Consider the following 14,012-nt stretch of genomic DNA (forward strand, 5'->3'; position numbering starts at 1 on the left):
ATGGCCAGCGTGATGAATGAGCCCGGAACCCATATCGAGATCGAGGACGTTCTGACGTCGATCCGCCGCCTTGTGTCGCAAGACGCGAGCAGCGTGCGCGGCGCCGTCATGCCGCGTCATGTCGCGGCGCCGGTGGTCGAGAAACCGGCCGTGCCCGTGGCAGAGGAGACCGCCGAAGAGACCGAGGAGGCGCCTTGCCTGGTGCTGACGCCTGCGCTGCGCGTCGAGCCGGGCGAGGGGGCCCCGGAGGGGCCCGTCGCGGCAGAGGAGGTCGAGGCGCCCGTCGTCGCGCTTTCCGACGCGGACATCGTCGCGGAGCTGAGCCGGCTTGAAAGCAGCATTGCCGAGATGGAAGCGGCGGTGGTCGGGCATGATGTCGATTTCGACGCGGGTTTCGGCGGGGAGGACCTGCCCGAGACCGTCGCGCCGGCCGACTCGGAGCCTGAGGCGGTCGTGCCGCCGGCCGAGGCCGTGTCTGCCGAGCCGCTGCCTGCCGAGCCGCGCAACGACACCGAGGAGATCGAGGCCCCCTTCGCAGAAGATGTTTCGCCCGAGGATCTTGATGCGCTGCTGCACGACATGGCCGGAGAGGCCGGTCCGGAATACGAGGACGAGGCCGCGGATCTGATCGACGAGGTCATTGCGGCCGATTTCGTCGAGGCGATCGAACCGCCCGCGGAGGAAGCCGGGCTCGAGGCCGGGGATCCGGTCGGGGACGGGAGCGATCCGGACCTGCACGACGACGCCTGGACCGAAGATCAGGGCGCGATGGACTGGACCGAGGCGGCGATGAGCCTTGCCGCGACGGCGGGGCAGGGGCCGCGGCGGCTCCATCTTTCGGATGCGCTCGAGGAAGACCGCAAACCCGAGATCCTGCGCTCGAGCTATCAGTCGCTCCGTGACGAATATGAGCGCGACGAGGATTTGCCCGGGATCGAGGCGGCGCTCGATGACGAGCCGGTGATGGATGCCGGTCTGATCGACGAGGAGGCGCTGCGCGACCTCGTGGCGCAGCTGATCCGCGAGGAGCTGCGCGGCGTGCTGGGCGAGCGCATCACCCGCAACGTGCGCAAGCTGGTGCGGCGCGAGATCCAGCGCGCGCTGATGGGCGAGGATTTCGAGTGATCCGTCCCGCTTGCGGGCGGCGCCCCTGAAAATGCAAACGGCGCGCCACTGGCGCGCCGTCTGATCCGGAGATCCGCCCGAGCTCAGGCGGCCTCAGCCTCTTCCGCCGCCATGCGACGTTCGCTTTCCTCGCGCGACAGTGCGACCGAGGTGCGCACGCCCTTCGCGACGAATTCCATCAGGCCCTTCACAACGCGCTCGTTCGGGTCGATCCCGGCGCAGGACAGCACTTCGCGACCATCGCGCGAGCGCGCCCAGCGGGCGATCTGTTCCGGGCCATTGCCATATTTCTTGTCATCGGCGATCGCATCGTCGAGAGCAGCGAGAACGACGGCGGCGAACAGCTTGCGCGCCCTCTGTCCCTGCTCATAGTTGAATGCGGAGCCGTCAACGAAATCGCGCATTATTCCGTCCTTTTTTATTGCTCTTGCGTTTGCTGGCGTGCGGGCCATCTAGGGCGCATGAGGGGCGATTCGATATGGCCCGCGAGGAATGCCTGCCATGCACCATGCGCATATGACGCCCTGTCCAACCCTTGGAACTGACCCCTGTTCCATGGCCAGTCGCGCATATATAGGCCCGCTTTGCCACCGATCAAGGCATTTATTGCCGGATTTCAGGCAAACTGCGAAGAAACCGCGGCTTTTCGGCGCGGCGTGACATGGCAGCGCAGGGGGACGGGCCATGATCGGGGAACATGGCTCGCGAAAACGTGAAAACGGCCGCAGCCGAAAGCTAGTCCGCGCTCTCTTCAAGCTGCAACCGGGCGTCGCCGGCGGTCATCGGTGCGCCCGTCCGGTCGAAGCGCAGATGGGCGATTGCCCGGCCGCCGGACTGGGTGAAGAGCGTGCCGACGGCGCGTCCCTCGGTCTCGATCGGGGTGCCGACGGGCGCCGCCCCCGTGATCGCCAGCCGCACGAGGCCCTTGCGCAGCTCGGTCTTGTGCTTCATCCGCGCGGTCACTTCCTGCCCGACGTAACAGCCCTTGCGGAAGTCGACGCCGTGCAGCCGCTCGAACCCCGCCTCGAGGATATAGGTCTCGGGCGTCAGCTCGATGCCGGTTTCGGGGATCAGATGCGCGACCCGGATCGCGTCCCAGTCGCTGCCGTCGTCACCCTCGGTCTCGCCGTAAAGCCGCCAGCCAAGCGCCGGGTCACGCGGGTCGGCGACGGCGCCGGCGGGGGCGGGGCCGGTGCCGCGAAAGACCTTCAGCGCCGAGGGCACGATCGTCACGTCGGCGCGCAGCTTGTACATCGACAGCCGCTTCACCGTCGCCTCGGCGATGCTGCCGTCGATGTCGAGAAGAATGGTCTCGCCCTGCGGCACCAGCAGGAAATCGGCCAGATACTTGCCCTGCGGCGTCAGCAGCGCGGCATAGACCGGCCCGTCCTTCAGGTGGCGCACGTCATTGCTGACGAGGCCCTGCAGGAAATGCTCGCGGTCCGCGCCGGTGATCTCGTAGATCCGTCTGTCGCCCATCGTCCGATCTCCTCACTCGACCAGCTGCATCCGGCACAGCCCGGCATAGGCGCCGCCCATGGCCAGCAGCTCGTCATGCGTGCCCTGTTCCACCACCTGTCCCTCGGCGATCACCACGATCCGGTCGGCGTCGCGCACGGTCGAGAGGCGGTGCGCGATGACCAGCGTCGTGCGCCCCTCGGAGAGGTGCGAGAGCGCCTGTGCCACCTTCGCCTCGGAGGCGGTGTCGAGCGCCGAGGTCGCCTCGTCCAGCAGCAGGATCGGCGCGTCGCGCAAGACCGCGCGGGCGATCGCCACGCGCTGCCGCTGGCCGCCCGAGAGCGCCGAGCCGCGCGGGCCGGCCGGCGTGTCGAGTCCCAGCGGCATCGCGGCGGTGAACTCGGTCACATGCGCGACCTCGAGCGCGCGGGCAAGCGTCGCCTCGCTGACATCGGTGCGGCCCAGAAGCACGTTCTCGCGGATCGTCTCGTCGAAGAGCGCCGCATCCTGCGCCACCATCGAGAACATGTCGCGCAGCGTGCCGAGGTCGAGCGCCGCGACCGGCACGCCGCCGACGCTGACCGTGCCGCTGGTCGGATCGGCCAGACGGGTGAGCAGGTTGAAGACCGTGGTCTTGCCCGCGCCCGAGGGGCCGACGAGGGCGGTGGTCTTGCCCGCCTCGGCGACAAAGCTGAGGCCGCGCAGCACCGGCTTGCCGCCATAGCTCAGATGCACGTTGTCAAGCCGCACCTCGGTCGTTGCCGGGCGCGGGGCGGGCAGGGCGGGCGAGGTGATCGTCGGGGCGATGTCGAAGACGCGGTAGAGCCGTTCGAGGCTTGCCGCTGCCGTCTGCCAGGTGCCGGCAAGCCCGCCCAGCCGGCGCAGCGGCTGGAAGGCCAGCGCCATCGCGGTGAAGAAGGACATGAACTCGCCCACCGTGCGCTCGCCCTCGACGATCTCGGGGCCGCCCAGGACCAGCACGGCGAAGAAGCCGAGCCCGGTCACCACGTCGATGAGCGCGGGGATCATCGATTGCGACACCGCCATCTTCACCATGGCGCGGCGGATGAAGGCCACCAGCGTCTCGAAGCGGCGCATCTGATAGGGTTCCATCCGGTTCAGCTTGACCGCCGAGATCCCGTGGAACACCTCGTCAAGGCGGGTGGCGCGGGCGCTCGCTTGATTGCGCATCTGCCGCGTCTTCTTGCGGATGTAGCGCTGCGCCATGGTGGTGGGCAGCACCAGCAGCGGCGCCCCGATCAGCGCGGCCAGCGTCCAGCGCGGGTCGATCGACAGCGCCACGCCGAACAGCGAGACAAGCGCGATCGCATCGCGGCCGGCGCCGGTGATGAAGGTGGTCCAGACGCCCTGCACCGCAAGGGTATCGCCCTGCACCCGCTCGATCAGCGCGCCGGGCGGGTTTTCCTGGAAGAACGACTGGTCGAGCGTCAGGATGTGCCGCACGAGGTCGACCTGCATGTCCGACGACGAGCGTTGCGACACGTCCGACAGCAGCGCGCGCGAGCCGACCGAGGTGACGGCGCGGATCAGGAACAGGCCGAAGATCGCGCCGCCCACCCACCAGATCATCCCCGACTGGCCCTGCACGAAGACCTTGTCGAAGAGCGGCTCGAGCATCGCGCTGAGCGCGCCGAGGGTCGAGCCCTCGATCACCATCAGCGCCATCGCCACCAGCATCTTGGGCCAGTGCCGGCGCAGATAGCGGTTCCACATCCGGGAAAAGAGCGTGCGGGAACTGTAGGGGGTGTCGGGCCTTGCCACGGAAACCTCGCTGAGGGCGCCGGCGGGCGCGGGGTGAGCCCGATCTAGCGCGAAACCTGCCGCCCGGCAAGTTTGCGGCCGTCGGGGGGCAGGATGGGGGCCGCGGGCGTTGACCCCGTGGGGGCGGTTCAGTACCGAGGAAGGATCAGTTTCAGGAGACACCGATGAGCCTTGCGCAGGGCCGCACCTATCTTGCCATTCCCGGGCCCTCGGCCATGCCCGACCGGGTCCTTGCCGCGATGCACCGCGCCGCGCCGAACATCTACGAGGGCGACATCGTCACGATGACCCGCGGCATCATCGCCGATCTGCGCCGCGTCGCGCTGTCGAGCAGCCATGTGGCGATCTACATCTCGAACGGCCATGGCGTGTGGGAGGCGGCGATCGCCAACCTGTTCTCGCGCGGGGATCGGGCGCTGTCGCTCGCCACCGGGCGGTTCGGCATCAACTGGGCGCTGCATGCGGCCGCCATGGGGGTCGCGGTCGAGACGCTCGATTTCGGCCTGAAGGCGCCGGTCGATCCGGCCCGGGTCGAGGCGGCGCTGCGCGCGGATACGGCGCAAAAGATCAAGGTGGTGCTGCTGACCCATGTCGACACCGCGACCTCGGTGCGCAATGACGTCGCCGCGGTACGCGCGGCGATCGACGCGGCCGGGCATCCGGCGCTTCTGGCCGTCGACTGCATCGCCTCGCTCGGCTGCGACGCGTTCCGCTTTGACGACTGGGGCGTCGATGTGATGGTCGCGGCCAGCCAGAAGGGGCTGATGGTGCCGCCCGGGCTGGGCTTCGTCTGGGTGTCCGACAAGGCGCTTGAGGCGAGCCGGACGAGCGATCTGAAGACCCCCTACTGGGACTGGGCGCCGCGCCTCAACCCCGAGCATTACTATGAGTATTTCGCCGGCACCGCGCCGACGCACCACCTGTTCGGTCTGGTCGAGTCGCTGAAGATGCTGCTCGACGAGGAGGGGCTGGCCCATGTCTGGGCGCGGCACGCGACGCTTGCGCGCGCGGTCTGGGCGGCCTTCGATGCCTGGGGCGAGGGCGGCGAGATCACGATGAACATCGCCGACCCGGCGCAGCGCGGCCATTCGGTGACGGCGGCACGGATCGGCGGCGGCGGCGCGGCGCGGCTGCGCAGCTGGTGCGAGGAAGAGGCGGGGCTCACCCTCGGCATCGGGCTGGGCATGGCCGAGCCCGGCACGCCCGAGGTGGCGAATTACCTGCGCATCGCCCACATGGGCCATGTCAACGCGCATATGACGCTCGGTGCGCTTGGCGTGATGGAGGCGGGGATGATCGCCCTTGGCATTCCGCACGGGGCGGGCGGCGTGGCCGCCGCTGCGGCCGTCTGCGCGCAGGGCTGAGCGCGGGACTAAGGGCAGGCGGCGAGGGGAGGGAACACCCTCGCCGCCTGCGACACGACGCCGGGTCAGGGGAGACCCCGGCGCCGCAAGGCGGAAGGCTCAGGGATTGCCGTGCTTCTCGAGCCACTGCACCATCCAGTCGACCTCGGCCTGCTGGCTGGTGATGATGCCCTCGGCAAGCTTGCGCACGTCGGGATCGTCGCCATAGTCGCGCGCGATCCGCGCCATCTCGATCGCCCCTTCGTGATGCGGGATCATCGCGCGGACGAAGTCGATATCGGCATCGCCGGTATAGGAAACCTCCATCGCCGTGTGCATCTTGCGGTTCGCGGCCAGGAACGCCTCGGTCGAGGGGGCTGCATCGGCGGTCGCGTTGGCGCTGCTCATCTTGTGGCTGTCATGCCCCTCGGCGTCGCCGCTTTCCTGCGCATAGGCGCCAAAGGCGATGGCGAAGGCGATGGGGCTGAGCATCGCGATCCGGCGGGTGCGGTTGATTCTGCTCATCTTCAACTCCTGTTCCCTTGGACAGGAGCCTGCGCCCACGGCGCGCCTGCGGCAAATCACCACTGAGCGAGGGAAACGTGAGTCCCCGTGGCCCTCAACGCGCCGCGCGGGCGCGGGCAAGCGCACCGGGAAGCGCCGCGGCAAAGGCCTCGACCTCGGCCTCGGGGCCGCAGGAGACGCGGATGCAGCGATCAAGCGGCGCCACGCCCGGCATCCGCACGAAGATGCCCGCAGAGGTCAGTTCCGCCAGCACGGCACGGGCGAAGGCGCCGTCGCGGCCGCAGTCGATGGCGACGAAATTCGTGGCCGAGGGCAGGGGCTCGAGCCCGTTTTCCCGCGCGATGGCGCCGATCCGGTCGCGCGAGGCGCCGATCAGCCGGCGCATGTAGGCCAGCCAGGTGGTGTCGGTCAGCGCGGCCAGCGCGCCGGCCTGGCTGATCCGGCTCATGCCGAAGTGATTGCGGATCTTGTCGAAGGCCGCGATCAGCGGCGCCGCGCCGATGGCATAGCCCACCCGCGCGCCGGCCAGCCCATGCGCCTTCGAGAAGGTGCGCATCCGGATCACCCGCGGATCATCGGCGTCGATCGGCGCTTCGGTGCCCTCGGGGGCGAGTTCCACATAGGCCTCGTCGACAATGAGCAGGCTTCCCTCGGGCACGCGCGGCACCATCGCGGCGATCGTCGCGCCGGGGTGGTGCGAGCCCATCGGGTTGTCGGGGTTGGCGATGTAGATCAGCTTCGGCACGATCTGAGCGGCCAGGGCCAGCAGCGCCTCGGGGTCCTCGGCATCGCCTGCATAGGGCACCTTGTGCAGCACGCCGCCAAAGCCCGAGACGTGGAAGTTGAAGGTCGGATAGCCGCCTTCCGAGGTGACGACGGCATCGCCCGGCGCGATCACCAGCCGGCACAGATAGCCGAGCAGACCGTCGATGCCCTCGCCGACCACGATGTTCTCGGGCCGGCAGCCGTGGCGCGCGGCAAGTGCCGCCTTCAGCTCGTAATTCTCCGGGTCGCCGTATTTCCACGCTTCGCCCGCCGCCGCCGCCATCGCGGCGATCGCGCGCGGCGAGGGGCCGAAGCCGTTCTCGTTCGCGCCCAGCCGGGCGGCGAAGGGATGGCCCATGCGGCGCTCCTGCGTTTCCGGCCCGACGAAGGGCACGGTCGAGGGCAGGGTGTCGATCAGCGGGGTGTAGCGAGGTCCGGTCATGATGCGAAATCCCTAGGAGCAAAGCCCGCGTCGGGCAAGGGGGCAGATTTCGTCGCGTCACCCGGACGCGGACCCGCTGCCATGGGCCAAGTCCCGGCATATATTGGCGAAAGGGCAGATCGGGAGGAAAAGATGGCTCGGCTCACCACGGAAATTCTGGGCGGGATCGCCTATGTCACGCTCGCGCGGCCCGAGAAGATGAACGCCGTCGATTTCGAGATGATCGATGCGGTGATCGAGGCGGGCGAGGCGCTCTCGACGCAGCCGGGGTTGCGCGCGGTGGTGCTGGCGGGCGAGGGGCGGGCCTTCTGTGCCGGGCTCGACGTCGCGAATTTCGCCCGCCTCGCGCAGGGCGGGGCCGAGGATCTGATCCTGCCGCGCAGCCATGGCGCGGCGAACCGGTTCCAGCAATTCTCGCTGGTGTGGCGGACGCTGCCGGTGCCGGTGATCGCGGCGCTGCATGGCGTGGCCTTCGGCGCGGGCTTCCAGCTTGCGCTTGGCGCCGACATCCGGGTGGCCGCGCCCGGCACGCGGCTGTCGATCATGGAAATGAAATGGGGCCTTGTCCCCGACATGGGCGGCATGGTGACCTTGCCCGAGCTGACCCGCGCCGATGTGGTGCGGCGCCTGACCTATACCGCCGAGGAGATCGGGGCCGAGCAGGCGCGCGACTGGGGCCTGGTCACCGAGATCGCCGAGGATCCCTTCGCCCGCGCCACCGAACTGGCCGAGACGATCGCGATGCGCAGCCCCTCGGCGATCCGGGCGGCGAAGCGGCTGATCGCCACCGCCTGGGCGGCGCCTGCCGAAACCGTGCTGATGGCCGAAAGCCGCGAGCAGGTGGAACTGATCGGCAAGCCCGACCAGCGCGAGGTGATCGCCGCCAACCTGCAACACCGCGCGCCGGTTTTCTGAACCGCCGGTTTTTCTAGGCACAAAGACTCCCGCCGGAGGCGCCTGCGTTGCGGACGGCGCCTCCGGCGGAAGTCTTTGAACAAGGAAAAGCCGGACGGGAGCTCAGCCCTTCAGGAACTTGCGCCGCGATTCCTCGGCGATCGCCTGTTTCATCATCAGCTCGGAGAGGCGCGCCATCAGGGCGCGGCGCGCCGTCTCGTCGGTCTCTGCGGCCAGCTCGGCGCGAACCGCCTCGACCTGCTTCTTCAGCACGATCTCGTCGGGCAGCACACCCGCCGCCGCCATCATCCGGAAGCCGACCGCCTCGCCGGCGTCGAGAAAGGCCTCTCCGCTGCGGTCTGGGAGGGGCTTGCCCTCCCCCTCGAGGCCCGAGAGCTTGCCCTCGGCCCGCGCCTTGAGCATCCGCCGTTCGGCGAGTTTCTCGAGCCAGCCCGCCATGGCTCAGCCGAGCTCGGCGAGGCGCTTCACCGCGGCGGCGACCTTGGCGGCCTCCTCCTCGCGGGCGGCGAGGTTCTCGCGGGCCTCGTCGATCACCTCCTCGGCCGCGTTCTCGATGAACTTCGGGTTCGAGAGCCGGCCGCGCAGGCCCGCCGCCTCCTTCTCGAGCTTGCCGAGGGTCTTCTCGAGCCGGGCCTTCTCGGCCTTGACGTCGATCACCCCCTCGAGCGGCAGGCCGAAGAGGGCCCCCGCGACCGGGATCGAGATCGCGCCCTTCGGGATCGCGGTCTCGGTCAGGCTGTCGAGGCGGGCGAGCTTGAACACCAGCGCCTCGTTGCGGGCAAGCGCGGTGCGCGCGGCCTCGTCGGCCTCGGCCAGCACCATCGGCAGTTTCAGCCCCACCGGCACGCCCATCTGCGCGCGGCTCGACCGGATCGTCTCGATCAGGTCGATGACCCAGTTCATCTCGCGGTCGGCCTCGGCATCGATCAGCTCGGCGCCATAGATGGGCCAGTCGCCATGCACCAGCATCTTGGCCCGGCCTTCGGCGGGGGCCGTCAGCGCCCAGAGCTCTTCGGTGATGAAGGGCATGATCGGGTGCAGCAGGGTATAGCACTGGTCAAGCACCCACCGCATCGTGGCGCGGGTCTCGGCGGCCTCCTCGGTGTCGAAGAGGGGCTTCGCGAATTCCACGTACCAGTCGCAGACCTTGCCCCAGACGAAGGCGTAAAGCGCCTGCGCCGCGTCGTTGAAGCGGTAGGCGGCAAAGGCCGCATCGACGGTCTCGCGCACCTTCGCGGTCTCGCCGATGATCCAGCGGTTCACCGTGTGCTTGGGCTGCGGCACGCCGGCGGCGGCCGGGCCCTCGAACACGCCGTTCATCTCGGCGAAGCGGGTGGCGTTCCAGATCTTGGTGCCGAAGTTGCGATAGCCCGCGATGCGGTCCTTCGACAGTTTCAGCACGCCGCCAATCGCCGCCATCGAGGTATTGGTGAAGCGCAGCGCGTCGGCGCCGAATTCGTCGATGATCTCGAGCGGGTCGATGACGTTGCCCGCCGTCTTCGACATCTTCTTGCCCTTCTCGTCGCGCACCAGCTGGTGCAGGTAGACGGTGTGGAAGGGCACCTGGTCGACGACGGCCAGTTGCATCATCATCATCCGGGCGACCCAGAAGAACAGGATGTCGAAGCCGGTCACCAGCACATCGGTCGGGAAATAGCGCGAGGTCGTCTCGTCCCAGTTCGGCCAGCCGAGCGTGCCAATGGGCCACAGGCCCGAGCTGAACCAGGTGTCGAGCACGTCCGCGTCGCGCCACACCGGATAGACCAGAACGGTCGGATCCTGGCTGACGTTGTACTCGGCGAGGCTTGCCGCCAGCGTGTCGATAGCCGCCTGCTTGTCGGCCACCTCGACGATGCGCGCATGGCTGAGCGGGATCGGCAGATCGGCGATCTCGTCCTTGAAGGCCGCCGTCACCGCCTCGAAGGCCGGGGCGCAATGATAGACGTCATTGCGGTGCAACATGCCGCCCTCGTTCAGGAGCCGGCCGAGTTCCACCTCGTCGAGCGCACCGTCGCCCTCGTCGTCGCGGAAGCCCGGCGCGCCGAGGTCGAGCCCGTACCACACCGGGATCTGATGGCCCCACCAGAGCTGGCGCGAGATGCACCAGGGCTCGATGTTCTCGAGCCAGTGAAAATAGGTCTTCTCGCCGGCCTCGGGCATGATGACGGTGTCGCCGTTGCGCACCGCATCCAGCGCCTTGCCGACGATCTTCTCGGCGTCGACGAACCACTGATCGGTCAGCATCGGCTCGATCACCACCTTCGAGCGGTCGCCGAAGGGCTGCATGATCGGCTTCGCCTCGACCAGCGGGATCACGTTCGGCTCGCCCTCTTCGCCGGCCTTCGGGTTCGCGACCATCACGGCGAGCCCCTCGGCCGTGACCTGCTCGATCACCGCCTCGCGCGCGGCATAGCGGTCAAGCCCGCGCAGCTCCTCGGGCACGAGGTTGAGCGCGTCGACCTCGGCCTCGGTGAAGGACGCGCCCTTCGAGATCTCCATCGCGCGCTTCGCGGCCTCGGCATAGGACAGCCCGTCGGTGCGCATCTGCGCGCGGGTGTTCATCAGCCGGTAGAGCGGCAGGCCCGCCCGTTTCGCCACCTGATAGTCGTTGAAGTCATGCGCGCCGGTGATCTTCACCGCGCCCGAGCCGAAGGTCGGATCGGGGTAGGGGTCGGCGATGATCGGGATCTGCCGGCGGTGTTCCTTCGGGCCCACCGGGATCTCGCACAGCTTGCCGATCAGCGCGGCATAGCGCTCGTCATTGCCGTTCACCGCGACCGCGCCGTCGCCCAGCATGGTCTCGGGACGGGTGGTGGCGATCGAGATATAGTCGCGCTCTTCCTCGAAGGTGACGTTGCCGTCCTCGTCCTTCTCGCGATAGGTGTAGGTCACCCCGCCCGCGAGCGGATACTTGAAGTGCCACATGTGGCCCGCGACCTCGATGTTCTCGACCTCGAGGTCGGAGATCGCGGTCTCGAAATGGGGATCCCAGTTCACCAGCCGCTTGCCGCGATAGATCAGGCCCTTCCCGTACATCTCGACGAAGACCTTGATCACCGCGTCATGGAAGTTGCCTTCCTCGCCCGCCGGCGCGCCGGGCGCGCCCGACATGGTGAAAGCGTTGCGCGACCAGTCGCAGGACGAGCCGAGGCGCTTGAGCTGATTGATGATGGTCGAGCCGTACTTGCCCTTCCACTCCCAGACCTTCTTCAGGAATTCCTCGCGGCCAAGCTCGACGCGGCCGGGCTGGCCGGTCTTCGCCAGTTCCTTCTCCACCATCATCTGGGTGGCGATGCCGGCATGGTCCTGACCGGGCTGCCACAGCGTGTCGAAGCCGCGCATCCGGTGCCAGCGCACCAGGATGTCCTGCACCGTGTTGTTGAAGGCATGGCCGACGTGCAGCGCGCCGGTGACGTTCGGCGGCGGGATCATGATGCAGAAGGTTTCGGGACGCGAGGCATTGGCCCCCGCCTTGAAGGCGCCGGCCTCTTCCCATTTCGCATAGATCCGAGGCTCGGCCTCGCGCGCGTCGAAGGTCTTTTCCATCGTCATCGGTCTTGTCCTTTCAGGGCTTGACGGCTGTTTAGCGCGCACACCCCGCAAGGAAAAGCCTTTCCGCGCGCCGCAAGGGGGGCGCTGCCCCCCTCACCCCCCGAGGTATTTATGGCAAGATGAAGGGATGAGGGCGCTTTTCATCTTGCCCGAAATACCTCGGGGGTCCGGGGGCGGCGCCCCCGGACGTGCCGCCTAGACCGCGCGGTCGAGTTTTGTCGACAGGTGGATCAGGCTTTCCGAGCTTTTCACCCCCTGCATCTCGCCGATCTGGTCGAGCACCGCGTCAAGCTGCGCGGTCGAGTTCGCCGCCACCTGCAGCAGCAGGTCCACCCGGCCCGAGGTGGTCGAGATCCGCTCGACCTCGGGGATCGCCTTCAGCCGGGTCAGGATCGCGGCCTGGGCGCGCGGCTCGATGGTCAGCAGCACGGTGGTGCGCAGCCGCCCGGCCCGCGCCGCCTCGCCCAGCTTGACGGTATAGCCCGCGATGATGCCCGTCGTCTCCAGCCGCTCGAGCCGCGCCTGGATCGTCGAGCGCGCCACCTTCAGCCGTCGCGCCAGTGTCGCCACCGACATCCGGGCATCGCCCGAGAGCAGGCCGAGGATCGCCGTATCAAGTTCATCCATGGGAGCGCCTGCAAATTGACCGGGTATCTCGTCATTATAACGATGATATGCCGCACATCTACTCTTTTGATCGGTGAAAACGTGCCCCATTTAGCGCAATCTGAAAAGACAGGAAAAGGGCGCCTCATACGCACCTGGCCTGGTTGGTTGAAACGCTGTAAGCGTCTCCCGACCCGTGAAGCCGGGGCAAGAGGTGGCTGCAATTCTGTTGGCGAGGGAGAAGCCGATGGGACTGTCGAAGACTATCTGGGCGAATCCGTCCGAAATCATCCGTCACAAGCAACCCGAGCACCCGGTGCTGGTGTTCTCGCCCGCCGCGTTGCAGGCGAGCGCGCGGCGCTTCCTGCGGGGCTTTCCGGGCATCGTGACCTATGCCGTCAAGTCGAACCCCGACGAGATGGTGATCCAGAACCTCGTGGCCGCCGGTGTGCGCGGTTTCGACGTCGCCTCGCCGTTCGAGATCGACCTCGTCCGTCGTCTCGCCCCGGGGGCGGCGCTGCATTACCACAACCCGGTGCGCGCGCGGGCCGAGATCGCCCATGCTGTGAAGGCCGGGGTGAAGACCTGGTCGGTCGATTCCGTTTCCGAGCTCGAGAAGCTGATCGAGATGGTGCCGGCCGAGGGCGCCGAGATCTCGGTGCGCTTCAAGCTGCCGGTCGCGGGCGCGGCCTACAACTTCGGCGCCAAGTTCGGCGCGACCGCCGAACTGGCGGCCGAGCTGCTGAAACGGGCGGCCGCGGCGGGGTTCCTCCCCTCGCTCACCTTCCATCCGGGCACGCAATGCACCGACCCGATGGCCTGGGACGCCTATATCCGCACCGCGGCCGGGATCTGCGCCGCGGCCGGGGTGAAGGCGGCGCGGCTCAATGTCGGCGGCGGTTTTCCGAGCCATCGTCAGGACGGGCCGGCGCCGGAACTCGAGGCGATCTTCGCGCTCATCGACCGCGTGGCGACCGAGGCCTTCGGCGCCGATCGTCCGGTGCTGGTGTGCGAGCCGGGCCGCGGGCTGGTGGGCGATGCCTTCACCCATATCACCCGGGTGAAGGCGCTGCGCGACGGCACGCATGTGTTCCTGAACGACGGGATCTATGGCGGGCTGGCCGAGCTGCCGCTGATCGGCAACATCGACCGCATCGAGGTGATCGCCCCCGGGGGCGCGCGCCGCAGTGCCGCGCCGGTCGGCCGCACCGTCTTCGGCCCGACCTGCGACTCGGTCGACCGGTTGCCGGGGGAACTGCCGCTGCCGGGCGATCTGGACGAGGGCGATTTCATCCTCTTCCACGGCATGGGCGCCTATTCCTCGGCCACCAACACCCGGTTCAACGGCTTCGGGGCGATGGAAATCGTCACCGCGCTGTCGCTGAAGGGCTGAGACCGCGGCCTGACCCCGCGTCGCGCCCCGCAGCGCACGAGATCGTCAATGACCATTTACCGACCTTGCCCTATCCTCGGGGCAAGGTCTTTTCATGCGAGGGGGA

12 protein-coding genes are annotated in these 14,012 nt (G+C 68.3%); 4 read left to right on the top strand and 8 right to left on the bottom strand.

Translation table 11 applies throughout. The features are described from left to right. Window positions 1-12: 12 nt before the first annotated feature. Window positions 13-1,125 carry a hypothetical protein gene (locus AC0QTQ_RS02985; protein WP_480258189.1) on the top strand — a complete coding sequence of 371 codons (1,113 nt, stop codon included), beginning with the start codon at window positions 13-15 and terminating at the stop codon, window positions 1,123-1,125. 83 nt (window positions 1,126-1,208) lie between these two features. Here AC0QTQ_RS02985 and AC0QTQ_RS02990 read toward each other — a convergent pair whose 3' ends face one another. The 3 genes from AC0QTQ_RS02990 to AC0QTQ_RS03000 form a co-directional block, all read right to left on the bottom strand. Continuing rightward, window positions 1,209-1,529: a DUF6280 family protein gene (locus AC0QTQ_RS02990; RefSeq protein ID WP_113900578.1), complete on the bottom strand. Its 321-nt coding sequence runs from the start codon at window positions 1,527-1,529 to the stop codon at window positions 1,209-1,211. 331 nt (window positions 1,530-1,860) lie between these two features. Beyond that, window positions 1,861-2,604 carry a CAF17-like 4Fe-4S cluster assembly/insertion protein YgfZ gene (ygfZ, locus tag AC0QTQ_RS02995; RefSeq protein ID WP_480258190.1) on the bottom strand — a complete coding sequence of 248 codons (744 nt, stop codon included), beginning with the start codon at window positions 2,602-2,604 and terminating at the stop codon, window positions 1,861-1,863. A gap of 12 nt (window positions 2,605-2,616) precedes the next feature. Further along, complete coding sequence (locus AC0QTQ_RS03000; protein ID WP_480259187.1) at window positions 2,617-4,317, bottom strand: ABC transporter ATP-binding protein; 1,701 nt, start codon at window positions 4,315-4,317, stop codon at window positions 2,617-2,619. 212 nt (window positions 4,318-4,529) lie between these two features. Here AC0QTQ_RS03000 and AC0QTQ_RS03005 point away from each other — a divergent pair, with 212 nt between their 5' ends. After that, window positions 4,530-5,729, top strand: coding sequence for a pyridoxal-phosphate-dependent aminotransferase family protein (locus AC0QTQ_RS03005; protein WP_480258191.1), 1,200 nt, complete (start codon window positions 4,530-4,532; stop codon window positions 5,727-5,729). A 99-nt stretch (window positions 5,730-5,828) separates the two neighbouring features. On the opposite strand, the gene copM is transcribed toward AC0QTQ_RS03005, so the two are convergent. Together copM and AC0QTQ_RS03015 are read right to left on the bottom strand one after the other, a co-directional pair. Further along, window positions 5,829-6,233: a CopM family metallochaperone gene (copM, locus tag AC0QTQ_RS03010; RefSeq protein WP_245965204.1), complete on the bottom strand. Its 405-nt coding sequence runs from the start codon at window positions 6,231-6,233 to the stop codon at window positions 5,829-5,831. Window positions 6,234-6,327: 94 nt separating this feature from the next. Next, on the bottom strand, window positions 6,328-7,440 hold the full coding sequence (locus AC0QTQ_RS03015) for a pyridoxal phosphate-dependent aminotransferase (protein WP_480258192.1): 1,113 nt from the start codon (window positions 7,438-7,440) through the stop codon (window positions 6,328-6,330). 132 nt (window positions 7,441-7,572) lie between these two features. Here AC0QTQ_RS03015 and AC0QTQ_RS03020 point away from each other — a divergent pair, with 132 nt between their 5' ends. Further along, the gene (locus tag AC0QTQ_RS03020; protein WP_480258193.1) at window positions 7,573-8,355 is read left to right on the top strand and encodes a crotonase/enoyl-CoA hydratase family protein; all 783 of its coding nucleotides are present in this window, start codon (window positions 7,573-7,575) and stop codon (window positions 8,353-8,355) included. A 102-nt stretch (window positions 8,356-8,457) separates the two neighbouring features. Here the strand turns inward: AC0QTQ_RS03020 and AC0QTQ_RS03025 are convergent, their stop codons facing one another. The 3 genes from AC0QTQ_RS03025 to AC0QTQ_RS03035 all read right to left on the bottom strand — a co-directional run bounded on the left by AC0QTQ_RS03025 (window position 8,458) and on the right by AC0QTQ_RS03035 (window position 12,534). After that, window positions 8,458-8,793, bottom strand: coding sequence for a DnaJ family domain-containing protein (locus AC0QTQ_RS03025; RefSeq protein ID WP_480258194.1), 336 nt, complete (start codon window positions 8,791-8,793; stop codon window positions 8,458-8,460). 3 nt (window positions 8,794-8,796) lie between these two features. Next, window positions 8,797-11,907, bottom strand: coding sequence for a valine--tRNA ligase (locus AC0QTQ_RS03030; protein ID WP_480258195.1), 3,111 nt, complete (start codon window positions 11,905-11,907; stop codon window positions 8,797-8,799). Window positions 11,908-12,102: 195 nt separating this feature from the next. Further along, the gene (locus AC0QTQ_RS03035; protein WP_121531715.1) at window positions 12,103-12,534 is read right to left on the bottom strand and encodes an Lrp/AsnC family transcriptional regulator; all 432 of its coding nucleotides are present in this window, start codon (window positions 12,532-12,534) and stop codon (window positions 12,103-12,105) included. Window positions 12,535-12,760: 226 nt separating this feature from the next. On the opposite strand from AC0QTQ_RS03035, the gene AC0QTQ_RS03040 reads away from it, so the two are divergent. Further along, window positions 12,761-13,906: a type III PLP-dependent enzyme gene (locus AC0QTQ_RS03040; protein ID WP_480258196.1), complete on the top strand. Its 1,146-nt coding sequence runs from the start codon at window positions 12,761-12,763 to the stop codon at window positions 13,904-13,906. Window positions 13,907-14,012 lie beyond the last annotated feature (106 nt).

The organism is Paenirhodobacter sp. YD-8 (assembly GCF_056590935.1).